General features: G+C 39.3%; 22 protein-coding genes. 21 read left to right on the top strand and 1 reads right to left on the bottom strand.

Features of this window, described 5'->3' with window-relative positions:
* Window positions 1-101: 101 nt before the first annotated feature.
* The 21 genes from MHB85_RS28090 (at window position 102) to MHB85_RS27990 (ending at window position 23,614) form a co-directional block, all read left to right on the top strand.
* A complete protein-coding gene (locus MHB85_RS28090; RefSeq protein WP_192135034.1) occupies window positions 102-1,910 on the top strand; it encodes a 6-hydroxymethylpterin diphosphokinase MptE-like protein in 1,809 nt (602 codons plus the stop codon).
* Between the two features lie 86 nt (window positions 1,911-1,996).
* Window positions 1,997-2,371 (top strand): flagellar protein FlaG, encoded by a 375-nt coding sequence (locus tag MHB85_RS28085; protein WP_192135036.1) that lies wholly within the window; start codon window positions 1,997-1,999, stop codon window positions 2,369-2,371.
* Window positions 2,372-2,392: 21 nt separating this feature from the next.
* Entirely contained in the window at window positions 2,393-4,225 is a 1,833-nt protein-coding gene (gene fliD / locus MHB85_RS28080) for a flagellar filament capping protein FliD (RefSeq protein ID WP_192135038.1), read from the top strand.
* 6 nt (window positions 4,226-4,231) lie between these two features.
* Window positions 4,232-4,633: a flagellar export chaperone FliS gene (fliS, locus tag MHB85_RS28075; protein ID WP_397376320.1), complete on the top strand. Its 402-nt coding sequence runs from the start codon at window positions 4,232-4,234 to the stop codon at window positions 4,631-4,633.
* On the top strand, window positions 4,626-4,964 hold the full coding sequence (locus MHB85_RS28070) for a hypothetical protein (RefSeq protein ID WP_192135040.1): 339 nt from the start codon (window positions 4,626-4,628) through the stop codon (window positions 4,962-4,964). The genes fliS and MHB85_RS28070 overlap by 8 nt, the downstream gene beginning before the upstream one ends.
* A 377-nt stretch (window positions 4,965-5,341) precedes the next feature.
* Window positions 5,342-6,361: a UDP-N-acetylglucosamine 4,6-dehydratase family protein gene (locus MHB85_RS28065; protein ID WP_192135042.1), complete on the top strand. Its 1,020-nt coding sequence runs from the start codon at window positions 5,342-5,344 to the stop codon at window positions 6,359-6,361.
* A complete protein-coding gene (locus tag MHB85_RS28060) occupies window positions 6,358-7,059 on the top strand; it encodes an acylneuraminate cytidylyltransferase family protein (protein WP_192135044.1) in 702 nt (233 codons plus the stop codon). Before MHB85_RS28065 ends, MHB85_RS28060 begins: the two co-directional genes overlap by 4 nt.
* 50 nt (window positions 7,060-7,109) lie before the next feature.
* Window positions 7,110-8,138, top strand: a complete 1,029-nt coding sequence (neuB, locus tag MHB85_RS28055) for an N-acetylneuraminate synthase (protein ID WP_192135046.1) — start codon at window positions 7,110-7,112, stop codon at window positions 8,136-8,138.
* Window positions 8,135-9,274, top strand: coding sequence for a UDP-N-acetylglucosamine 2-epimerase (neuC, locus tag MHB85_RS28050; RefSeq protein ID WP_192135048.1), 1,140 nt, complete (start codon window positions 8,135-8,137; stop codon window positions 9,272-9,274). Before neuB ends, neuC begins: the two co-directional genes overlap by 4 nt.
* 55 nt (window positions 9,275-9,329) lie before the next feature.
* A complete protein-coding gene (locus MHB85_RS28045; protein ID WP_192135138.1) occupies window positions 9,330-9,968 on the top strand; it encodes an acetyltransferase in 639 nt (212 codons plus the stop codon).
* Between the two features lie 7 nt (window positions 9,969-9,975).
* Window positions 9,976-11,121, top strand: coding sequence for a DegT/DnrJ/EryC1/StrS family aminotransferase (locus tag MHB85_RS28040; protein WP_192135050.1), 1,146 nt, complete (start codon window positions 9,976-9,978; stop codon window positions 11,119-11,121).
* A 54-nt stretch (window positions 11,122-11,175) separates the two neighbouring features.
* On the top strand, window positions 11,176-12,012 hold the full coding sequence (locus MHB85_RS28035; protein ID WP_261313518.1) for a TylF/MycF/NovP-related O-methyltransferase: 837 nt from the start codon (window positions 11,176-11,178) through the stop codon (window positions 12,010-12,012).
* A 30-nt stretch (window positions 12,013-12,042) separates the two neighbouring features.
* Complete coding sequence (locus MHB85_RS28030) at window positions 12,043-13,722, top strand: HAD-IIIC family phosphatase (protein ID WP_192135054.1); 1,680 nt, start codon at window positions 12,043-12,045, stop codon at window positions 13,720-13,722.
* Window positions 13,715-13,933 (top strand): acyl carrier protein, encoded by a 219-nt coding sequence (locus MHB85_RS28025; protein WP_192135057.1) that lies wholly within the window; start codon window positions 13,715-13,717, stop codon window positions 13,931-13,933. Before MHB85_RS28030 ends, MHB85_RS28025 begins: the two co-directional genes overlap by 8 nt.
* Before the next feature lie 67 nt (window positions 13,934-14,000).
* Window positions 14,001-15,149, top strand: a complete 1,149-nt coding sequence (locus MHB85_RS28020; protein ID WP_192135059.1) for a GNAT family N-acetyltransferase — start codon at window positions 14,001-14,003, stop codon at window positions 15,147-15,149.
* A 1-nt stretch (window position 15,150) separates the two neighbouring features.
* Window positions 15,151-16,023, top strand: a complete 873-nt coding sequence (locus MHB85_RS28015) for a polysaccharide deacetylase family protein (protein WP_261313691.1) — start codon at window positions 15,151-15,153, stop codon at window positions 16,021-16,023.
* 720 nt (window positions 16,024-16,743) lie between these two features.
* Entirely contained in the window at window positions 16,744-16,941 is a 198-nt protein-coding gene (locus MHB85_RS28010) for a cold shock domain-containing protein (protein ID WP_024631599.1), read from the top strand.
* 421 nt (window positions 16,942-17,362) lie between these two features.
* Window positions 17,363-17,926, top strand: coding sequence for a ribosome hibernation-promoting factor, HPF/YfiA family (gene hpf / locus MHB85_RS28005; protein WP_047840659.1), 564 nt, complete (start codon window positions 17,363-17,365; stop codon window positions 17,924-17,926).
* 786 nt (window positions 17,927-18,712) lie between these two features.
* A complete protein-coding gene (gene secA, locus MHB85_RS28000) occupies window positions 18,713-21,217 on the top strand; it encodes a preprotein translocase subunit SecA (RefSeq protein ID WP_036667733.1) in 2,505 nt (834 codons plus the stop codon).
* A 242-nt stretch (window positions 21,218-21,459) separates the two neighbouring features.
* Window positions 21,460-22,573 (top strand): peptide chain release factor 2 gene (prfB, locus tag MHB85_RS27995; RefSeq protein ID WP_101313559.1). Its coding sequence is split into 2 segments (ribosomal slippage): window positions 21,460-21,531 and window positions 21,533-22,573, totalling 1,113 coding nucleotides; the frame shifts between segments, so codons are not numbered across the junction.
* A 132-nt stretch (window positions 22,574-22,705) separates the two neighbouring features.
* Window positions 22,706-23,614, top strand: coding sequence for a YitT family protein (locus MHB85_RS27990; protein ID WP_036612451.1), 909 nt, complete (start codon window positions 22,706-22,708; stop codon window positions 23,612-23,614).
* A 134-nt stretch (window positions 23,615-23,748) separates the two neighbouring features.
* Here MHB85_RS27990 and cls read toward each other — a convergent pair whose 3' ends face one another.
* Complete coding sequence (cls, locus tag MHB85_RS27985) at window positions 23,749-25,197, bottom strand: cardiolipin synthase (RefSeq protein WP_340031273.1); 1,449 nt, start codon at window positions 25,195-25,197, stop codon at window positions 23,749-23,751.
* Window positions 25,198-25,276: the final 79 nt, after the last annotated feature.

Raw genomic sequence — 25,276 nt, 5'->3', positions numbered from 1 at the left:
TTGTTTAAGCTTAATACATGTGCCCCACTTTCTGTGGGGCTTTATTTTTATAGTTTGATTTACAATGAGTTTTTTAAATATGTATTTAAGGAGAAAATGTAGTGAAATTAATTGATGAGAATATTAATATTTTGTCTATGAATACTTTGCATTGGATTGGTGAGCCCAAAAACGAAGATATTTCGTTTAGCCTCTATGAGAAGGATCCGGATAAGGGGGATTTAATTAAAGTAAATAATCAAATCATATATTTGAAGAATAGCTATGATGCTACTGTTTTACCTAATGTGTTGAAGAAAGAACTCATTTTTGCCATAGGTCTATACTCAGTTTCAGAACTTAAGCAATTAATTCAAAGTATGAGCAAAGAGTCTTTTCTGATCATTATAGAACCGAGTTTCTCATTTTTTAATCACGTTCTGAATGAAGAAGAGCTTTCTTTTATCCGATCTTCGAACGTGATTCTTTTTGCTGATGATTTGAGCAATATGCCTATGTTTTTGGAACATTTGTTCTCTACTAACCTGATTTTTTACGTTAAAAATATTAAATTCTATTTCACCACGTATTACCGGGATTTTGATGTTGATTCTTGTATTTCTGTTGTTAAACAAATTAAAGAAGTAGCTCAATATAAAACAACATTGTATGGAAACTCTGTAGACGATAGTTTAATAGGGTTCAGACAGAATATGCTGAACATTAAAAGTGTCGCACGTTCGAAGGATGTTTCTCAATTAAGAGATTTGTTTAAAGACTTGCCTGCTATTGTTGTAGCAGCTGGCCCATCACTTAATAAAAATATAAAAGAATTGAAAAAAACTAAAGGTAAAGCCGTTATTATTGCAGTGGATACGATTGCTGAGAGGCTGTGTCAGGAAGGGATTGTGCCAGATTTTATTTGCTCAATTGAAAGAGGAGAATTAACCTATTCCTATTTTTATAAAGATAAGTCGTATCCATCTGAGGTTACATTAGTGGCACCCCTGTTAGTTTATCCGGAAATATTCGAAGAATTCCAAGGAGAAGTTATTATTCCAATTCGTGAAAACGTTGGAGAGTATAACTGGCTTAAAGAAATATTAAATCTAACACAAAATAATTCAATAAGCATTGGTTTATCTTGTGCTCATATTGCTTTTGGATTTGCTGAACATTTAGGAGCTTCACCTATTGTTCTTGTTGGACAAGATCTTGCATATGGTAACACTCTAGCGGAAACTCATGCCAGTAATACTATCTATGATCAGAAACCTATAAATGCTGATAATGTGGCCAAGAGAGTGTATACGAAAGGATATAGTGGCGGCGAAGTCGCGACAACTGACACATGGAATGCATTCCGTAATTGGTTCGAAGCAGAAATATATAAAAAACAGCTAAATGTTATTAATGCAACAGAAGGTGGGGCTTTGATCAATCATACATCGCAGATGAGTTTGAAAGAAGTGTATGACCAATATTGTGGCCCTAGTTCTTACTTATTGAACGTTTCTCAGGAGTTAAAGAAAATTAATAATTATTCTGTAGATATTAACCAAATTAAAAATAGCCTAAAGGGAGAATTGGGAAATTTCAAAGAAAAAGAAATGAAATTAAAAAAACAACTTAGAAATCTCCAACAACTAGTCATTCACAAACAACGTTCTCAATCTCAACTTTTGAAGTCGTTAAAAATATTAGAAAAGACCGATGTTCTCTTTGGAGAGCTAATGAGTAACTGGCTCTTACGTCATAATTTACAAGCCGTTTTGATTACTAGTGTTTGGAGATTGTTTGAGATAGAGCAATTTTTATCAGCAGATAATTTAAGCAAGAACAGGGAAATTCAAATCGAATTTGTGAAAACAAGCCTACTTGTTCTCTCGGAAATTATAACAGTGTTAGAAAACCAATTGGAGATTGAATAAACGGGAGTATACAAAAATTACCTAATGTAACTTTGAGAATATACCGATAAACATAATAACATTAATTATTGTGGAGGCGGGCATTCATGAATATAGAATTATCATTAACGGCAAATACTACTATAAGCAGACAGCATAACTCTGAATACAACGATCAGCATTCGTTGACTGCACAATCGAGTCCTTTGGTCTCTAACCCTAAAGAATTGAAGACCTCAGTGGTTCAGAATTCTGTAGTGAATGAACAACTTGTTAAAACAATAGAACGGGCAATTAAGTCTTTAGAAGGGCCACAAACTTCGTTGGAAATTAGTGTTCACGAAAAGACGCATGATATTATGGTGAAAGTATTGAACAGAGAAACTGGAGAGTTGATTCGTGAGATCCCACCTGAAAAAACGCTAGACTTAGTAGCTAAAATGATGGAAATTGCTGGAATTCTTATTGATGAGAAAATCTGAATCTAAGGGGGCAAAGTAATTATGGTAACTCGTATTAATGGTTTTTCAGGTATGGATATAGATAGTCTTGTGAAAAGTATGATGACTGCAAAACGTGCTTCATACGATAAAATTACCCAAAATAAACAATTGGTAGAATGGAAGCGTGACAGCTATCGGGAGATAAATAGCAAGCTCTATGATTTCCGTTTTAATAAACTTACGGACAAGTATGGTAAAGATTCAGCATTAAATGCTAATAAAGCTATTATTACGGGGAATAAGGATGCACTTAAAGCAGATGCCACTGCTGATGCTAATGGAATTGATATGAAAGTTCAAATATCAAAACTTGCAACAAGTGCTACCGTTCAAACTACAGGTACGGATAAGGTTTACAAAGGTACTTCTACTCTTGCAGAAGTTGATGGTGTTAATTTGGCGGGGATGAGTGAAACTGACCGTAAGGATTATCTTGATAAAGGCTTCGATCTAGTCATCAATGGTGTAAGTTTCAAAGATGATAGTGGTAAGCCATTGTTCAATGGTCTTACATCAATTTCAAGTATGATTTCTACAATCAACTCAAATACCAAGGCGAATGTCAATGCAAGTTATGACGAATTAACAGGCCAGCTGATCATTCGTTCTAAGACAAGTGGCCCTGCTGGTAAGGTAGATATCGGAGGGAACACTGGTACAAATTCTGTTATTAATTTATTTGGTGGTACACCTGATAAAACAGTTATCGAGACCAACGGCACAGGTTCAGGTTTTTTAGGAAGTACCAAGTTGTCTGCACTTACTGGGGCCGCTGAACCTTTTTCTCTCAAGATTAACAATGAAACTTTTAGCTTCGCTGGTTCTGCTTCTATTGATGATGTTATAGCAGAGGTGTCAGCTCGTGCAGGTGCGAATACAACAGCAAGTTTTGATAAGGAGACTGGTAGGTTGGTCTTCACTTCCAAAAGTGGAGATCCAATTAAACTTGGAACCGATACAGGAGATAATACCTTGCTGGCTTTATTTAAAGGAGAGCAAAATTTCAAATCTGGTGAAAATGCAAAATTAAATATTAACGGAGTAGATGTTGAGAAAGATAGTAACAACTTTATTTTAAATGGAATTACATTCAATTTACTTTCAACAACCCCCCCTGGGGAGACCGTTAATATCACAACTCAAAGAAATCCCGATAATGTTCTGGAAACTATTAAGGGATTTATTGAAGATTATAATTCTTTACTCAGTACATTGAATACCAAAACGAGTGAAGCCAAATATCGTAGTTTTTCACCACTTACAGATGAGCAAAAGAAGGAAATGAAAGAGGCGGATATTAAAGCCTGGACAGAAAAATCACAAAGTGGTTTATTGAAAAATGATGATATATTGACATCCACGGTTTCGCAGATGCGGATGATTATCACCGCAAATTTAAGTGATCTTAGTGCTATGGGGATAACTACAGGTAAGTACTATGATGAAGGTAAACTTATACTGGATGAGTCTAAATTGAAGAGTGCTATCTCTGATAATCCTCAAAAAATATTGGATTTATTTCAAGGGTCGGCAAGTTCTCCTTCTACGGGAATTTTTGATAAGCTAGCTGAGAAAGTTGGTAATTCAATCAACATGATTTCTGACCGGGCGGGTACTGACCGTTTTTCCGGCTCAATCACAGGAGCTTATAAACCTGAAAGTGTTATGGGGCGTGAACTGAAATCATATGATAGTCGTATGGATACAATGCTGAAAAATCTTACTATTGCTGAAAACAGATACTACAAACAATTTACTGCAATGGAACAGGCCATGAGCAAATTAAATTCCCAGTCTTCCAGTTTGTTATCAAGTCTGGGCTTGAATTCATAGTTAGAGGTGAGCGAATTGATTAATTCTCCTTACAATAAATACAAGCAATCAGCAGTCCAAACTTCAACTCCAGCCCAACTTGTTGTTATGCTGTATGATGGAGCAATAAGGTTTATCAAAACTGCGCTTCAAGGCCTACAGCAACATGATCATGAGAAGACAAGTACAAATCTTGGTAAGGCCCAATCTATTGTCAGTGAATTGATGGGTACGCTTAATTTTGATTATGAGATATCAAAGAATTTGTATTCTCTTTATGAATATACTAACTATCTCCTTATCGAAGCTAATGTGCGTAAAGATGATCAAAAGATAGAAGAAGCTTTAAGTTATCTAGTTGAATTGCGTGAGACCTGGGTCCAAGCTAATAAAATAGCATTAGGTCAAACGGAAACTGCTAATGGATAATTATATCGAACAATTAGAAGAGTTAACTAATTCCTTTATGGATAGTATTAAGACATGTTCTTATGAGGAATTTGAAGAATTTATTACAAAGAGACAATCCATTGTGGATTTGATTAATTTCGAATTGCAAAATAAAGAAGTTTCCACTGACGATCAAAAAGACAGGATTAAAAGAATACTGGGATTGGATCCGGTTATACTGCGGAGAATGGACTCACTGCGTCTTGAAGCTCAGGAATGGTTGTACAATCGTAGGCAAGCTGCAACTCAACGTAGTGCGTATGAATCTAATCTCTCTCCGGGTAGCATACTTATGGACCGTAGAAAATGATAGAAATGTTATTAAAAGAAACCCACTCAGTTATACACTGAGTGGGTTTTTTTGCTCTAAGGATTCATAGAAGATTGTTTTAAACCGATATATGATAGTAAAGTATTTAATCTGATAATACGAAGTCGGGCCCCTTGTTGTGAAAAAAAGTTTGTGTGTAGACTAGAATATTCACAACACTTTAATATATGAGAATCAGCCTAGGAGATATTAAAAGGTTGATTTATCTATAAATTTAATATTTAGTATTTAATAATTGAACTTCTTCAAAATTGTAGTAAAGGAATTCTTAAAAAGTGGTGGGAATATATATGAGTACCAAAATTCATAAAAACAGATTGATGAATAGAATGTGAATTGGACTGGAGGTTAATAGTATGTTTAATAACAAAATAATATTAATTACTGGGGGAACTGGATCAATAGGTAGCGAAATTGTGCGGAGTTTATTGACCTATCGTCCAAAAGCAATACGGATTTTCAGTAGAGATGAAAGTAAGCAATTTGACTTACAACAGGAGCTTAAAGAATTTGATAATATAAGATATTTAATTGGTGATATTAGGGATAAACAAAGGCTTGGGTATGCGATGGAAGATGTTGATCTTATTTTTCATGCAGCTGCCTTAAAACATGTTCCTTCTTGTGAGTATAATCCGATGGAAGCCATCAAAACGAATGTTATAGGTGTACAAAATATAATCGAAACAGCTATTGAGCACAATGTTGAGAAGGTCATTGCTATAAGTACAGATAAAGTTGTAAACCCGACAAGTACAATGGGTGCGACCAAACTATTGTCTGAAAAACTGATCTCGGCTGCGAGTTTCTACAAGGGTAGCAAACGAACCATATTTGCATGTGTTCGTTTTGGAAATGTAATGGGTTCGAGAGGGTCGGTGATTCCTTTGTTCAGGAATCAGATTGTTGAGGGTAGACCTCTAACGGTTACGCACGCGGAAATGACGCGGTTTATGATGTCCATTCCACAAGCTGCTCAATTGGTCATCGATGCTGCAAAATATTCTCAAGGCGGTGAGGTATTTGTACTCAAAATGCCAATCCTTAAAATTACGGATCTGGCAAAGTGTCTGATTGATTCATATGAACAAGCGGGAACTCTAAGTTATTCCGGTGAGATGATTGAAACGGGTATTCGACCTGGAGAAAAATTATATGAAGAGCTTATGACCCTGGAAGAATCGGAAAGAGCTTTAGAGAATGAACAAATGTTTATTATTCCGTCTCTATTCCTGGCGAACGAATATCACTATGAAGGTTTTAGAAAAGCAGAGCATCAAGAATATTCTTCCAAAACAGCCAAACAAATTTATACAGCAGAAATTAGAGAACTTATTGAAGCTAGTGGTCTAGGTTTCTCAAAAGTTGTGCTATGAATAAAACAGCTAAATGTCTGGCAGTGATCCCTGCACGGGGGGGATCGAAAGGATTGCTTCGAAAAAATATAAGAATTCTTGGCGGAAATCCGTTAATCAAATATACCATTGAAGCTGCTCTTAAAAGCAGATGTATGGATGGAGTAGTTGTATCCACAGATAACAATGAAATAGCGAGCATAGCGAAGTTGGCTGGGGCTGATGTTCCTTTTCTTCGTCCGGAAGAGCTGGCTACTGACCAAGCAGCGAGTATTGATGTTTTACAACATGCAGTTCATTTTTATGAGCTTAAACTGAATCTTCATTTCCAATATATTATGTTGCTTCAGCCTACCTCTCCGTTACGAAATGATTACGATATCCGTGAGGCCTATAATTTATTTATAACCCAAAAGGCGGATTCATTACAAAGTGTTACGTTAGCCGATACCCATCCCTATCTTTTAAGGGAATGGAATCAGGGAATAATTCAACCTTATTTGAAAGATCAAGTCGAAAACCTTAGAAGGCAGGAGTTGCCTGACCTTTACATGTTAAATGGAGCAATATATATAATTAAAAGAGATCTGCTGATGATTGAAAACTTGATGATAGGTCCAAAGAATATCGGCTATGTCATGCCAAAAGAACGATCTGTAGATATTGATGATGAAATGGATTTAAAGTGGGCAGAATTTCTTATGCAAAATCGAGTGTAATATAATTCATATAACGATGTATCAATTTGATAGAGAGGAAGTATACATGAATGGGCAAATATTTATCAAAAATTAACGCTGGTTCGGTGTATATTATTGCAGAAGTAGGGGTGAATCACAACGGAACTTTGGAACGTGCGCTTCAGTGTGTGGATCAAGCTGCGATATGTGGGGCAGACGCAGTTAAGTTCCAAACGTTTGACAGCAAAAAACTAGTAACTAGGCATGCTCAAAAGGCAGAATACCAAGCTGAAAACACAGGGATTTCAGGCAGCCAATTGGAGATGCTACAAAAATTGGAGTTAAGTCATTCCGAATTTATAGATATCAAAAATTACTGTGACAAGAAAGGAATTGATTTTCTTTCAACCCCTTTTGATGAGGAAAGTGCTCAATTTTTAGATTCTATTGAAGTGGATGCTTTTAAAGTCAGCTCTGGCGATTTAAATAATACTCCCTTTCTCCAGCAACTTAATCAGTATGGCCGACCAATTATACTTTCTACTGGTATGTCTGATATGAATGAGATAAGGGAATCAATAAAAATTTTTACAAAAAGTAATGTTTCTTTGCTCCATTGTACATCAGATTACCCTGCTCCTTTAGAGGACGTTAACCTACTTGCAATGAAAGCAATGGCGGATGAATTTGGCAGAATCATTGGTTACTCCGACCATACAGATGGTATTGAAGTGGCTGTTGCTGCTGTAGCAATGGGTGCAAAGATTATAGAAAAGCACTTTACATTGGATCGTAGCCTTCCTGGCCCGGATCACCTAGCATCTTTGGAACCATCAGAGTTCTCTACTATGATCGAGGCCATTCGAAGAGTGGAAAAGGTACTGGGTAATGGAATTAAGCGTTGTATGCCATCTGAAGAAAACACTAAGGCAGTTGCAAGGAAAAGTCTTGTTGCAGGCCGATCATTACAAGCGGGTGATACACTTCAAGAAAAAGATATTCATATTAAGCGTCCTGGAACAGGAATTGAACCTAAATTTTATACTGAATTTATTGGTAAGAAACTCACCAGGGATATTGTTGAAGATCAATTATTATCATGGGAAGATTTTCGATGAAAAAAATTGTAGTGGTTACCGGAACTCGAGCCGACTATGGCATTTATTATCCTGTTTTAAAAGCGATTAATGCAGAAGAAACCCTTGATCTGCATCTTTTAGTAACGGGCATGCATTTGTCTCCACAGTTTGGTAATACCGTGGAACAGATAAGACAAGATGGATTTCAAATCTCAGCACAGGTGGATTGTCTGCTGCAAGGCTCCTCACATGCCAACATGTCTCGTTCTATAGGATTGGCTATTATCGGAATGACTCAAGCGTTGGAAACCATTCAGCCAGATGTGGTTGTAGTGCTGGGAGATCGGGGAGAAATGCTTGCAGCAGCTATCGTGGCTTCTCATACTAATATTCCCCTCGTCCACCTGCACGGGGGGGAAGTGACAGGCACTATTGATGAATCCGTTCGCCACGCGATCAGTAAATTGGCACATATACATCTGGTCGCTACCGAAAAGAGTGAAGAAAGATTAATTAGACTCGGTGAGGATCCATGGAGAATTCAAGTCGTAGGCGCCCCCAGAATCGAAACGATAATGAATACTGTACTTCCTAACTATGAGCAAACCGCAAATAAATACAATATTCACCTAAAAAGTAAATATGTTTTATTTGCATATCATCCTGTCACTACCCAATCAACAAATTTGCAGATGTTGGCTAGGATGCTGCAGGTGTTGTTGAACCAGGGATACGAGATTATATGTATTATGCCCAACTCAGATGCAGGATCAGATGCACTAGTTGATATTTATAATCAGTTTGTTGGAAATCTTGGTGTGCATCTTATAACCAATTTTGAGCCGTTGGATTATCTGGTGATGCTGAAGCATGCAGAGATTTTAGTAGGGAACTCATCCTCAGGAATCATTGAAGCCGCCTCATTTAATAAACCAGTTATTAACATTGGTGTTCGACAAGGGCACAGAGAACGTTCTTCTAACGTGATTGACATTCAAGAGGACGATATTGAGCTTCAAATGGCACTGGAAAAAGCAATATCACCAGACTTTCAGAAGGATATCTCTGAAACAAAAAATGTATATGCTAAAGAGAATACAAGCAGTCTCATCGTCAATATTCTCAAGAATATTAGTTGGTCTGAACAACTGATTCAGAAAACAATTACGTATTAATTGTGAATGGCACTCCGTGGTATTTGTATTTTAGCATGAATAAGGAGGTCTTTTTCTGGGCTATATTATCTTTGGTGCGGGTGGTCACGGAAAGGTAGTGTTGGATAACCTACATTCATGTGGTGAAAAAATCATTGGAGTTATGGATGATCATATGAGAGGGACTGATTGGAGGGGAATCCCGTTGCTCGGTGGATTAGACCGGCTAGAAAAGATTAACCTTAAGTATCCACAAAGCCTCTATATCATAGCAATTGGGCATAATGCTACAAGAGTCAAACTAGCTAACATTTTTGAACAGAGCAATGTTCAATTTGGAAAAGCGATACACTCAACTGCGATTATAGGATCTAATGTTGTCATAGGCGATGGAGCCGTTATTATGGCTAATACAGTAATTAATGCTGATGCTCACATAGGTAGACATGTTATTGTGAATACGGCTGCTACGGTTGATCACGATTGTCTTATAGGTGATTTCGTCCACTTGTCACCTGGTGTTCATCTGGCTGGTGGTGTGGAGATCGGTTATTCTGCTCATGTTGGGGTTGGTGCGAGTATAGTTCCACAAGTTAAGGTTGGTAGAGGGACTATTGTGGGTGCAGGAGCTGCTGTTATTCAAAGTCTTCCTGAGCAAGTATTGGCTGTAGGGTGCCCAGCGAAAATCAATAAATATTTCAAAAGCAAGGGATGAAAAGCACATGTCAGAGCGTAATCGTATTTATTTGGCCTCTCCCCATATGAGCGGGTTGGAACAACGATATATCAATGAAGCATTTACGAGTAACTGGGTTGCACCGCTCGGACCCAACGTAGATGCTTTTGAACAGGAACTGGCTGATTATGTTGGTAGTGCAGGAGCCGTTGCTTTAAGTTCCGGAACGGCTGCTATCCACCTGGCTTTAGTTCTACTTGATGTACAAGCAGGAGACATTGTTTTTTGTTCTTCTTTGACCTTTATCGCTAGTGCCAATCCAATCTTATACCAAAAAGCAAAACCTGTATTTATTGATTCTGAACCTGATAGCTGGAATATGTCTCCACTTGCTCTGGAGCGTGCCATGAAGGCTTATGCATACAAAGGTCAGAAACCTAAAGCGGTCATTATAGTGAACTTGTATGGGCAGAGCGCAGACTATGATTCACTGAAAAGAATATGCGATGAGTACGAAGTACCCATTATTGAAGATGCTGCGGAATCTCTTGGTGCTACATATAAGGGGCAAATGAGCGGAACCATTGGTAAGTTTGGTGTGTACTCGTTTAATGGTAATAAAATCATAACCACCTCAGGTGGTGGCATGCTTGTTTCAGATGATGTTCAGAGCTTGAATAAAGCAAGATTTTATGCTACTCAAGCAAGGGACATAGCAAAGCATTATCAACACAGTCTGATTGGTTACAATTATCGGTTGAGCAATGTGCTCGCAGGTATTGGACGTGGGCAGCTTCAAGTGCTAAACGAGCGAATTGAACAGAAAAGAGCAATTTTTGACCGATACTTTAGAGAACTCTCTGATATTGGTACTTTTAATTTTATGCCAGAAGCTAGTTATGGAAGCTCAACTCGTTGGTTAACAACAGCTATAGTCCGTAACCATAAAAAAAATGATATTATCGAGTCACTTATTAATCATTTGGAAAAAAACAATATTGAGTCCCGTCCTGTATGGAAGCCGCTTCATTTGCAGCCGATTTTTGAGGGTACCGATTATTATTGTCATTACGATAATGAAGATGTGAGTAAAATGTTATTTAACTATGGGATTTGTCTGCCCTCAGATACCAATATGGGAGAGGAAAATCAACACTTTGTTATAGATCAATTAAAAGAGATAATAATTTAATAACTTTTGAAACGCACAAAAAAAGTTTACTTGAAGTGAGGGGCATTGATGGAGATGAAAAAAGTTGTTTTATTCGGAGCGGGAGATGGGGGCCTACGTGTCAGCTACTCCTTAATTGGGGATTTTGAAGTTATAGCTTTTGTGGATAACGACTCTAATAAACAAGGAGAGACTCTGCTAGGAAAACCGGTATTAAGTCCGGAAAAATTATCGGAAATTGACTATGATTTTATTATAATTGCTAATATTCATGGTGATGCTATCTATGAACAGCTGACCATGGATTTGGGAGTTAAAGCAAGTAAGATCATAGATTATTATAATAATCAAATATTTGATTCAAGATTAGCCGTTTTACGGCAGGTAGCGGATGAAATTTATTATAATAACATTTCTGGAAACGTAGCGGAGCTTGGTGTTTTTCAAGGGGAGTTTGCTAAATATATTAATAAAACTTTTCCTGATCGTAAGCTTTTTTTGTTTGATACATTTAGTGGTTTTGATGAGAGAGATATAGTTGTTGAAAAAACTAAAGGGTTTTCTAATTCCCAGACTGGTGAATTTATAAACTCTGACATTGAAATCATATTAAAAAAAATGACAGTAAAAGAGAATTGTATCTTTAAGAAAGGATACTTTCCTGAATCCGCAATTGGTATTGAAGAAAAATTTGTGTTTGTAAGTATAGATGTTGATTTATACATGCCTATCCTAGAAGGGTTAAAATATTTTTATCCACGTTTAGAAGTGGGTGGATATATATTTGTACACGATTATAACAGCACTCGTTTTTTTGGAGCTAAACAAGCTGTTAGAGAGTTTTGTCTAGAAAATGGGGCGAGATTCGTACCAATAAGTGACCTGTGTGGTAGTGCTGTTATAGTAAAATAATTCATAGGCTCGATGGAGGGGAGAAAAGTCATGAATAAACAGAATATGATTATACTTTCTGATACGAACGTAAATCCACTTATTCGGTTTTTATCAGGAAGTTTCCAAGGTTTGTCTTTAGAAGTGACAGAAGGACCCTATGATCAAGTTTACCAATCCCTCATGGACACATCTCATTCTGTTTGGAATAAACCTGCAAACATGTTATTTTTATGGACCGTTCCTGAAAAAGCAATTCCTTCTTTTAATAAATTAATTGATTTTAGAAGTGAGTTTAATATAAATGATATTTTAAAAGAGGTAGATTTTTTTTGCGAGCTCGTTTTGAAGCAGAAAAACAAATATAAGCATATATTTATTTCCTCTTGGTCCATTCTACCGGATTTAAGATGGATCCAAACACTTACTTGTAAACATAATAGAGGGTTAAGCAATATACTAATGCAAATGAACTTACGTTTAGCAGAAAGATTGGGTGATAGTGATCATATCATCATATTAGATACCCAATATTGGTATGCCTCACTTCAAAAAAAGAGTTATGATGCTAAAATGTATGCTTTAGGAAAAATTCGCTATTCTAGAGATTACTTTGAATTGGCTGGAAAAGAAATTCGTAGTATTATTTCTGGTTTATACGGACAATCTAGAAAGCTCATTATATGTGACTTGGATAATACTCTATGGGGAGGGATAATAGGAGACGACGGTATATCAAACATTAAGTTGGGAGGGATAGACCCTGTTGGAGAAAGCTTCCAACTATTTCAAAAAGAATTACTATTTTTAAAAAGACGTGGAATTATCTTGGCTATATGCAGCAAAAATAGTCAGGAAATTGCTATGGAAATGATAGAGACACATCCTGAAATGATACTTAGGAAAGAGGACTTTGCAGCTCTGAAAATAAATTGGGAAGATAAGGCGGGAAACATTTTAGAAATAGTGAAGGAACTCAATTTAGGCTTACAATCGGTTGTTTTCCTGGATGATAATCCCACAGAACGTGAACGAATAAAGCAAATTTTCCCTGAGGTGCTAGTACCTGAACTTCCGATAGAATTCACTCGTTATCCAGAGTTTATCCAACGTTTAGATTGTTTCGAATCTCAAGTGGTCACCAAGGAGGATCTCATTAGGACTGAGTGGTACGGCCAAGAAAAAGAAAGAGATTTAAATAGATTAAAAGTAGATTCTTTGAATGAATGGTTGCATTCCTTAGAAATCAATTTAACCGTTCATAAGCTTGATGAAACATCACTCAAAAGAGCGGTTCAGCTGTTAAACAAAACGAACCAATTTAATATGGCAACTCATAGGTATTCTGAGAAAGAGTTCTGGACTTGGAGTCTGATACCTGGGAATTTTGTTTTTATTTTTGATGTGAATGATAAATTTGGAAGTTCTGGCTCTACAGGCCTTATCTCTGTTAAACTACAACCCTATAATAAAGTGGAACTTCAGGATTTTGTAATGAGCTGTAGAGTGATGGGGAAAAACATAGAAGAGGCAATGTTGGCATACATTTGTAAGTACTTCAACACTTCAAACATAATAGCAAACTATATAGAAACGCCTAAAAATCAACCGTTTAACATTTTTATTTCTAATTGGCTAGAGATTAATGAAGAAGAACAAAAATTGTTACTTGCCGAATTGAAAATGCCAAATTATATAGCATTAATAGAAGGAGTAAATATAGATGGATAAATTTAATCGTGTACGTGAAATTGTTTCCAAAATACTGGAGGTTCCTATTTCTGAAATAAATATAGATTCTAAAAAAGAAGATTTTGAAAAATGGGACTCCTTGAACCAATTGAATTTAATAATGGAATTAGAAGCAGAATTTGCAGTGTCAATACCGATGGAGGAAATTGCAAATATTAATTCTTTAAAAGCAATATTAGGTGTTATATAAGCATGTAACAAGTGTTTATTATCATTCTGACTAGGACTAATTATAATTTAAGGAAGAAGTGACTGGAATGGAAATTATAAATTATAACGATGCGTGGTATGAAAAATTGGTTTCTTTTCTTAAGGTGAACTGGTCAGAAAAACATGTTATATACAATCAGGAGTTATTTAATTGGCAATATAAAATTCGAAATACTGAAGAATCATCATCATTACTCCTTGTGAATAATGGAATGATCGTTGGATTCCTCGGTGTTATTCCAAGTTTATATGCAGTTAATCAACGCTACGTTAATGGAGCAGGGCTTGCGATGTGGATTGTAGATGAAAAATATAGAAATAGCGGTATAGGAATTTTATTACTAAAGGAAGTAGAGAAAAACAGCTTATTAACGCTGACTTTGGGTTGTAATCTACAAGTAGCGCCTATGTATCAAAGAATGGGCTACTCTTACTCTCCGAATTTAAATAGATATGTGTACCCTCTTAAACTTGAAGGTTATGTCAGTCTGCTGCCGAAAAAAATAGACAATTCAGTCATTTATGAATGGATTCAGGAGAATCTTCTGACCCAATCCGAAATGGTCGAACCCAATGAGTTTAATGATCTGAAGGAGCTTGAAAATCTATATTTAAATAGTATTGCAAAAAAATTTTCTTTATCTCAGGTACGTGATGCTTTATTTTGGAAATGGAGATACTTGGAAAATGAGGGATATAGCTATATCATGTTTGGAGATCCTACACAGGAAGGTCTTATTGTAACTCGTTTAGAAAGTGTATATGCCCCTGAAAATCCAAAACTGGATGATTTGAAAGTATTGAGAGTTATTGAAATAATTCCTTCTTTAAATACTGTGTGGAATGGATATATTGACGAAAAATTAATTAAATTGATAAAGGGAGTATTAATTTGGGCTGAGGGTAAGGGGTGTGTGGCTGCTGATTACCAACTTAGCTCAAATCGACTGGAACATATACTATTAAAAGTAGGATTTCGATTACAAAATGCTGATTATACTCCAACTGAGTGTGGGATAGCCGGACTATTTCAGCCATTTAGAAATCTTGTGAATCCTATTAATCTTGTTTGGAAATGTAACAATGACACGGAGAATTCCATAGATATTAATGATACTTATTTAGTTAAATCGGATGGCGATATGGATCGGCCTAATATATGGCCCTTACCTGAAAGAGGTGCTAAGCTTGAATAATGTGGCCGTTATGTATCATTATGTTCGTGAGCCGGATCATTGGAATGGTATAGTACCTTTATCTCCTAAACATTTTGAGGATCAAATCGATTATATAAGTAGAACTCATAACATTATTTCTGTAAATGATATTAGAAGGAAGCATACCAAACCATGGTGCGTACTAACATTTGATGATGGGACAAAAGATCAATATACATTCGCATTTGATATTTTAAAACGCAAGGGGATTTCTGCATATTTTACAGTTATGTCAGGGCCTGCAATAAGTCAAGATATTCCGCTTGTGCATCTTGTTCACTCAGTTCTGTCATTCATATCGGATGAAGAAATGTGGGAAAGAATAAATAATAAGTTCGATACCCGAGGAGTAGAAGGAGAAAGTCAGATTTACAGCTATGAAAAAAATATTCTTCGTAGATATAACAAATATATGCTTAATTTCAAATTATCTGAGACAGAGGTCGGAATGTTTCTTAAAGATATATTTAATATTCACTTTCTTAGTAAGGAAGAGTTTATTAAGGATTTTTATTTAAATGCTGCAGAAATTAAAGAAATGCATAATGCCGGTATGGAAATTGGAATACACGGCAATCGACATTTACCATATAATCTCGATCCGCAGACGTTTTATCGAGAAGAAATTGATACATGTAAAAAATGGCTATATTCAATCGGTATAGAACCTCGTTGGTATACACCTCCATTCGGTGGAGGTAAGAACTTTCATGATATGAGAAATCAGTTAACTTCGATCTTGATTAGTAACGGTATCAATGGTGCATTTACTACACAGAAGGGTTTTATTTCTGACAATCAGGATTTTTGGATGAATCGTATTGATTGTAACCAAATTAAACAATTAATTTAATTCTACAATTGAGAAAAAAACGATAAATTAATGTTTTATAGTCATGAATTGTAATGTGAAGTATAATACATGCTGGAATAACGGCGCGATCATGTTGTTTGTCAGTAGTCTTCATATACTATGGTGTAAGGTTTTCTTCATCTTGAGTAAAATAAAGACCGTATTTGGCGTCTGGTATCCACAACGAAGTGTGGATGACAGCCAACTAATTTCTTTTTCTTTCAGTTCCCCTACAGGTAATTGATTCTCTTGAGCATCTACATGATCGGTTGGAGTAAATCTCCAATCACAAAATTAAAAGATTGACGGTATAACATAGGAGTCCAATTTAGGCTTTTAAAGTGGGTAAAAGTTCATGAATAACAACCTTTTCCTAATTTGATTAGTAGTCTGGTTGATATGTTGAAACATCCTTTACCATTACTATCTTGGAGAAATTATTTCAACGGAGACACAAAGAGTGCGGTTATATATTGAAACTATTAAAGACCAATCTGATCTTAAAATGGCTAAAAATAGACTTATCAACCCGCCATTTACCTGATATATTCAAGATATCCCACCTTTCAACACAATCCCCAATTAATCTACAAAAAATTCCAAGAAAACATTTACTTTTCCAATTGACAATGGATAACTTTGGATGGTATTATCTGAATTGTGGGCAGAGGTTAAGGCCGAAAGCTTCACTTCATTTGATGACGAAGGGAATGTTAGTGCATGCAAGGTAAAGTAAAATGGTTCAACGCAGAAAAAGGTTACGGTTTCATTGAGACTGAAGATGGCGGCGACGTATTCGTACATTTCTCCGCAATTCAATCCGAAGGATTCAAAACTTTGGAAGAAGGTCAATCCGTAGAATTCGACATCGTCGAAGGCGCGCGTGGACCGCAAGCAGCTAACGTAATCAAATTATAATCATCCGGACAATCCGACCTACATATATGGTTAGATGGTTACCAAATTGAATTATCGCTAGCATCAGACTCCGGTACTTTCCGGGGTCTTTTTTTGTTTCAATAGATGAGAGATTTGAGAATCATCCGAGGAACATTTTTCTATTGAATTTAATAGATTTAAAAGATAGATTGAAGTTCATTTTACATATTAGATTGAGCTGGCCCAAAAACGGTTAAATACATCATCAAGCGCCTAATAATTCATACCAAGTAAATATTCGATTATGGCTGAATATGATGAAATATCGCGAAATATGGCGTTATGCCTACGTTGGCAGATGTGGCTTGAACAGATGTCATTATTCGGTCACCGGGAGTTTTTACATGGCGCTTACATTCGTGTTATAATGAAGTGGCAAAGGAAAAAGGAGGAGTGCCCTATGAATTTAAGTATTCGAGGTCAACAAATCGAGGTTACTGATGCTTTGAAGGATTATGTCGACAAAAAGTTGAGTAGACTCGAGAAGTATTTCGATGCACCCCTTAACTCTGACGGTGCTGTTACATTGAGCACGACGAGAGGTTTGCATACGGTAGAGGTGACGATCCCTTTGAAAGGCATTGTGCTCCGCGCCGAGGATGAGAGCGACGATATGTACGCATCGATTGACTCCGTGGTGGACAAGCTGGAACGTCAGATCCGCAAACACAAAACAAAAATTAACCGTAAGTTCCGCCAGGAAGGCAGCCTGAAGACACTCTTCGTTGAAGATCCAACAGGTACTGTAGCTACAGCTGAACTGGATGCGGACACGGATGACGATGATCTGGAAGTTGTACGGACGAAACGCTTTATGTTGAAACCAATGGACGTGGAAGAGGCCATCCTCCAAATGAACATGGTTGGTCACAATTTCTTCGTATTCTCCAACATTGACAGTGAAGAAGTTAGCGTTGTTTACAAACGGAACGATGGTAAGTACGGATTGATCGAACAAGGTTAATCTTAACGTACAGGATCATCGGATCGAACTTGCATATGAATATCTAATAATAATGAAGACAGGGACTGTAGTTTCCTGGATTAGACTTAACAAGAGCTTCCATCCCTTAGGGATGGGGCTCTTTTGTGCGTAGAGGAGCTGGGAAATAACCTTTGGAAATAAAATGGTGAAACTATTCCCTATGCTGCTGCGTCTAATAGATAGTAAGAATAATCATAATTGGTACAAGTTTATCACCAGATTCGGATGTTTACGAAAATATTCGTACGCCTACATTCGAGAACTGGATATGAGATTTCCATCCAAATTCACCATCAAAATTCGTTGACAGAGCTGTCTAGCCTGCAAAACGAAACATGACAATCGGACGCTTCCGCTAACGACTATGATTTTTTGCACTTAAACTCCATTTGATATGTCTCATAAGTTCAAAGAAGTGTGCCGTGGCGTGTTGCGGCGGCCCTTACAAACTGTTACAATTTATGCAAAGAGAATCATTGTCCTGATGAGGAATTGTCAACGAATGATCGCTAATCACAATCAATGACAGGCACAGCACCATGAACATGATTCGCAAGGCTCGGGCTTCGGCTAGTTTTTAATAACCGAACCCGTTTGAATACCGAATCAGCTTCATGAGGAACCCTTGGCAAGCCTGGAGTTGATTCATCTATATTACTTTTTATATTGTTTGTCACCCCCGGGCAAGTGGATGCAACATCCATCCGATGGTGTCGCGTGGCGGCAACAGGGGGTCTATTCTGTTTTGCACGAAAGGGGTATACCATGCTAGGACTTGTCAAAAAGATCTTCGGCGACATGAATGAACGTGATGTTAAACGTCTGATGAAGACGGTCGATGTGATCAATAAACTTGAACCACAATTTCAGGCGTTGTCTGATGAACAACTGAAAGGTAAAACGGACGAATACCGTGCTCGTATTGAAAAGGGAGAAACGACAGATGAACTTCTTCCAGAGGCATTTGCAACCGTACGTGAGGCATCACGTCGTGTACTGGGCAAACGTCACTACGATGTACAGATGCTGGGCGGTATCGCTCTGCATGAAGGCCGTATTTCCGAGATGAAAACGGGTGAAGGTAAAACGCTGGTAGGAACACTTCCAGTATATCTGAACGCGTTAATGTCCAAAGGTGTACACGTGGTCACAGTCAATGACTATTTGGCACAACGGGATAGCCAGGAAATGGGACAAATCTATGAGTTCATGGGCATGACGGTTGGGGTTAACCTCAGCGGTATGGACCATGCGTTGAAACAACATGCATATGCATGTGATATTACGTACGGAACGAACAATGAGTTTGGTTTTGACTATCTGCGTGACAACATGGTGCTTTACAAAGAGCAAATGGTACAACGTCCATTGTTCTTCTGTATCATTGATGAAGTAGACTCCATCCTGGTCGATGAGGCGCGTACGCCACTCATTATCTCTGGACAAGCTCAGAAGTCGACGGATATGTACTATGCAGCAGATCGTTTTGTGAAACGTTTGGTGCCGGAAGAAGACTTTACGGTAGACATTAAGGTGAAATCCGTAGCGTTGACTGAGGCGGGCGTGGCAAAAGCAGAGAAAGCATTTGGTATCGAGAACTTGTATGATCATGCCAATGTAACTCTCAACCATCACATTGTACAGGGCTTGAAAGCTAATGCAATCATGCGTCGTGACGTGGATTATGTTGTCAGTGATGAGGAAGTCATGATCGTCGATGAATTCACAGGTCGTCTGATGTCCGGACGTCGTTACAGTGATGGATTGCACCAGGCGATTGAAGCCAAAGAAGGCATTGAAGTACAAAACGAGAGCATGACGCTTGCTACGATTACCTTCCAGAACTATTTCCGGATGTACCGTAAACTTGCGGGTATGACGGGTACAGCGAAAACCGAGGAAGAAGAGTTCAAAAAAATCTACGGTCTCGAAGTACTGCAAATTCCAACCAACCGTCCGAATAAACGCGATGACATGGCAGATGTCGTGTATAAGAGCATCGATGGCAAGTTCAATGCCGTTGTAGAAGAGATCGTGGCACGCCACAGTAAGAATCAACCGATTCTGGTAGGTACAGTGTCCATTGAGAACTCTGAACGCCTGTCTGACATGCTTAAACGCCGTGGTGTCAAACACCAGGTACTGAACGCCAAGTACCACGCGGAAGAAGCAGAGATCATCTCAGGAGCTGGTCAAGCGGGTGCAGTAACGATTGCAACCAACATGGCAGGACGGGGTACAGATATTATCTTGGGTGATGGTGTAGCTGAAGTAGGCGGCCTTCATATCATCGGTACAGAGCGTCACGAATCACGCCGGATTGATAATCAGCTACGTGGCCGTGCGGGACGTCAAGGTGACCCGGGTTCAACACAATTCTACCTGTCACTGGGTGATGAATTGATGAGACGTTTCGGTGCAGACAATGTATTGAACATGATGGAGCGTCTTGGTTTTGAAGAAGACCAACCGATCGAGAGCCGGATGATTACCCGTGCAGTAGAATCAGCGCAGAAGCGTGTTGAAGGTAACAACTTTGACGTGCGTAAAGTCGTTCTCCAATATGATGATGTAATGAACCAACAACGTGAAATTATATATAAACAGCGCCGCGAGGTACTGGAGTCCGAAAATATCAAACAAATCGTTATGGATATGATCAAGCCTTCCATTGAACGTATCGTTGAAGCACATTGTAGTGACGATATCCCGGAAAACTGGGAGCTTCAGGAAGTTGCTGATTACATGAACAGCAAACTGCTGGACGATGGTTCCATAACTAAAGATGATCTGTGGGGTAAGGAAGCAGAAGAGATCATCGAGTTCCTGTTCACGAAAGTTCAGAACAAGTACAATGCACGTGAAGAGCGAATTGGCGAAGAGATGGTTCGTGAGTTCGAGAAAGTGGTTGTGCTCCGTGCAGTAGACAGCAAGTGGATGGATCATATCGATGCAATGGATCAATTGCGTCAAGGTATCCACCTTCGCGCCTACGGTGGTACAGATCCACTGCGTGAATACCAGTTCGAAGGCTTCGAGATGTTCCATCAGATGATTGCTTCGATCCAGGAAGAAGTAGCGACTTATGTGATGAGAGCACAGATCGAGAGCAATCAGGAGCGTCAAGCGGTTGTTGAGGAAAGTCAGATCTCGACAAGCGGTGAACCTGCTGAGAAACGTCCAGTGAAGGTTTCTGACCAAATCGGACGTAACGATCCATGCCCATGCGGTAGTGGCAAGAAGTTCAAACACTGCCACGGTCAAGAGTAGTTAAAGGGTTCATTTATACACGAATGACATGAACGGCTCCTTGCAGCCGGGTATTCCATAGGATGAAGTGAAGGATGCAAAACCGATTAATGGTGCATAGTTATAATAATATGACCATGATCACGGGGAAGAGATATACTGATACAACAGTAGTCTCAACACCAGGGTAACGCATCGGATACTTGATCTGGAGGAATGCCCTGGATGCGGGGAGCTTATCTTAATGAAAAGAGGAATTGCACATGATCGATCCAAACGTGAAGCATGACCTGCGTGAAATAGGCAAGAAACTAACAAACCTTAGGGGGTCTCTTTGACTTAGATCTGAAGCAAGAGATGATCGGCAACTTCGAAGTGAAGATGTCTGCCCCGGATTTCTGGGATGATAGTGACAAGGCGCAATCCGTAATCGCTGAGCTAAATGCGGTGAAGGGATCTGTGGATCAATACACCAAACTCCAACAGGATTATGATGATGCGGTGATGATGGTAGAACTGGCTGACGAGGAAGGCGACGAAGACCTCGCTGCAGAGATCGGCAGAAGCGTCACAGCGATCGTGAGCAAGGTGGCAGAGTTCGAACTTCAGCTACTCCTGAACCAGCCGTATGATAAGATGGATGCCATTCTAGAGCTTCATCCGGGCGCAGGTGGTACCGAGTCACAGGACTGGGGACAAATGTTACTGCGGATGTACACACGTTGGTCCGAGAAGCGTGGCTTCAAGGTTGAGGTGCTGGATTATCTGCCAGGAGATGAGGCGGGGATCAAGAGCGTCACGCTATCGATCAAGGGGCACAATGCTTATGGTTATCTGAAAGCCGAGAAGGGTGTACACCGACTGGTGCGGATCTCTCCTTTTGACTCATCGGGCCGTAGACATACTTCCTTCGTATCATGTGATGTGGTTCCTGAGATTGATGATACGATTGAATTGGACATTCGAACAGAGGATCTCAAGATTGATACCTACCGTGCGAGTGGCGCGGGTGGACAGCATATCAATACCACCGACTCAGCCGTGCGGATTACCCACCTTCCGACAGGTGTAGTTGTAACGTGTCAGAATGAACGTTCACAGATCAAGAACCGTGAGCGGGCGATGAAGATGCTTCGTTCGAAATTGTATGAGCGTAAAATTGAAGAGCAAAAACAACAGCTGGATGAAATCCGAGGAGATCAGTCGGATATTTCATGGGGTAGCCAGATTCGCTCCTATGTGTTCCATCCCTATAGTATGGTAAAGGATCACCGTACAAGCGTAGAGACTGGAAATACAGGGGCAGTAATGGACGGCGACCTCGATGCATTCATCGATGGTTATTTGCGTAGCCAGATTAAAGTAGAAACCGATTAATATAAGTTCCTGTATGGACCCATACGTGTAGGCGTATGCTGGTGTATACGGGAGCTTTTTTTTGAATAATTTTATAGGATAGAAAAAATGAGCGAACAACTGATCAGTCACATAAAAGGAGAGCACGAGAACATGCAACAACGATCACAACTTCACAATAATCGCAAAAAGAGGATAACTAGCCTCATTCCACTCAATGGTCCATGGAGAAACGTCGTGGATACGGTATCTATCATTGTAGGTTCGTTTTTAATTGCCGTGGCCTTTAATTTATTTTTATTACCAAATCAGATCGCTTCGGGTGGGGTGTCCGGGTTATCAATTCTGGGCAAGGAATGGCTTAATTGGGAGCCGGCATATACCCAATGGGCAATTAATATCCCACTTTTGATTGCGGGTTTCCTGCTCATTGGCAAGCAGTATGGTGTTCGCTCGGTATTGGGCAGTATTGTCCTGCCACTGTTAGTTTATCTCACGAAGGATTGGGCCATTCCAACAACGAATCCACTCCTTGGTTCACTGTATGGTGGGATTGGTGTTGGTTTAGGGATTGGAATTGTATACCGAGGTAGAGGATCAACAGGTGGCATGAGCATTCTTGCCAGAATCGTACAGAAATACAGTGGATTGAGTTACTCGCTGTGTGTAGTCATCATGGATGCTACGGTTATTATTATGGCTGCTTTTGTATTGTCGTTGGAGCAGTCCCTCTATGCGCTGATTGGGTTGTATGTTACTGGTAAAGTGATCGATGCTGTTGAGATGGGGCTGGGCTTTTCAAAGGTGGCTTATATTATCTCCAACCAGACGGAAGCGATTAGCAAAGTGATTCTGGATGACTTGGATCGCGGATTAACAAAGCTGGAAGCCAAAGGCGGTTACACCGATGATCAACGAACGGTACTGATGGTCGTGGTTGGACAGAATGAGGTACCAAGACTTAAAGCGTTGATCCGGTCTGTGGACCCGGGAGCATTTGTCATTATCAGTAACGCGCACGAAGTGCTCGGCGAAGGCTTTAAGCGGGGAGAACATGTGTGAACGGGTTGAAAACTAATGAGTGAGCCGCGTATGCTCATACGTTTGGAAGTTCAAGACAAGAAAAAAACAGGTACATCTTTTCTCCGAAATGACGGGAGAGGATGTGCCTGTTTTTTTACTATAAATATTGACCGCTACAAAATCGGAGATAGCAGACGGGAAATGGCTTCTTTGAAGCGGATAATGAAACTGCGTTTTTGGTATTCATCGAGCGTCATTTCCCGCGATACATGCAGGTCGTGCTCAAAGGTTTGTACAAGTGCTGTCGCAATCGCTTCATCATACATAAAGGCGTTAACCTCAAAGTTTAACCGGAAACTGCGGTAGTCAATATTGGCGGTTCCCACGGATGCAACCAAACTGTCAATGATAAGTGTTTTGGCATGAATGAAGCCATTATCATATATAAATACTTTGGCGCCCACCTTCAACAACTCACCAATATAAGATAACGTAGCCCAATATACAAAGGCATGGTCGGGTTTATTTGGAATCATGATGCGAACATCAATGCCGGACAGACACGCGAGACGAATAGCTTCGAATACACTGGCATCCGGGATAAAATAAGGAGTTTGAATCAGAATCGAATGTTTGGCCCCGTTAATCATCTTAAGGTAACTGTTCTTGATATGCTCGGTCTCTGCATCAGGTCCACTGGAGACAATCTGCATGGCAATCTTTCCTGTGCCCTCAATATGAGGGAAATGCGCTGGAACGTAGGGTGTGTCGTGTTGTTTGGACGCTTCATTCCAATCCAGGAGGAACCGGGTCTGCAACGCATGAACGGCATTCCCCTGAATACGCAGATGTGTGTCACGCCAGTAACCGAATTTCGAGTTCAAGCCAAGATACTCATCTCCAACGTTAAACCCGCCTGTGTACCCCAGGTTACCATCAATGATGACAATCTTACGGTGGTTCCGGTAGTTCATACGCAAGTTGATCAGACTGAATTTGGAGGGGAAAAAGACTTCAACCAAACCGCCTGCTTCGCGCAATTCTTTGAAAAAGCGTTTGGATACCCGCCGCGATCCGAGCGCGTCATACAGCAAACGAACTTTGATGCCTTCCCGCGCTTTGCGGATAAGTGCATCCCGAATTCTTTTGCCCAGACGGTCGCCTCTATAAATGTAGTATTGTACGTGCACGTGATCCTTGGCCGCTTCGATGTCATCCAAGAGCCGCTGGAATTTATCTGTTCCATCCGTAATGATCTCGACCGCATTATCTTCCGTCACCAGAGCACCGTTCTGCTTCAGGTTCATATAGATCATGTCCTGGCTAGTCTCGGTTGCTTGGTTCCGGAAAGGTGTGCGGTTATCGTGCAACTGCGTGAGCTGGGCTTCAATACGTTCCTCTAGCCCGAGCTTCTTACGTTCTTTCCACTGGAAAAGCCGGTATCGGGTCAGGTTCTGACCGGTTAAAAGATAAAGTACAAACCCAAACACCGGAATAAAGTTCAAGACGAGCAGCCAAGCCCATGAAGCGCTGGCATCCTTCCGTTCGAAGAAAACGACTGCTGCCGCAAAAATAATATTCAGGCCAAGGAGTACAATAAGTAAAATGGATTCGATATGCACTATAGTCCCCCACGTCTCATTATGACCATCATGAATCTATTCATATGTCCTTGATTAGCAGGTTAGTTATGAATGAGAC

It is taken from the genome of Paenibacillus sp. FSL K6-4396 (assembly GCF_038002525.1).
Lineage (GTDB): Bacteria > Bacillota > Bacilli > Paenibacillales > Paenibacillaceae > Paenibacillus > Paenibacillus amylolyticus_B.
Note: the sequence above shows the minus strand (reverse complement) of the source record. Positions and strands in the feature narration are given on the sequence as shown.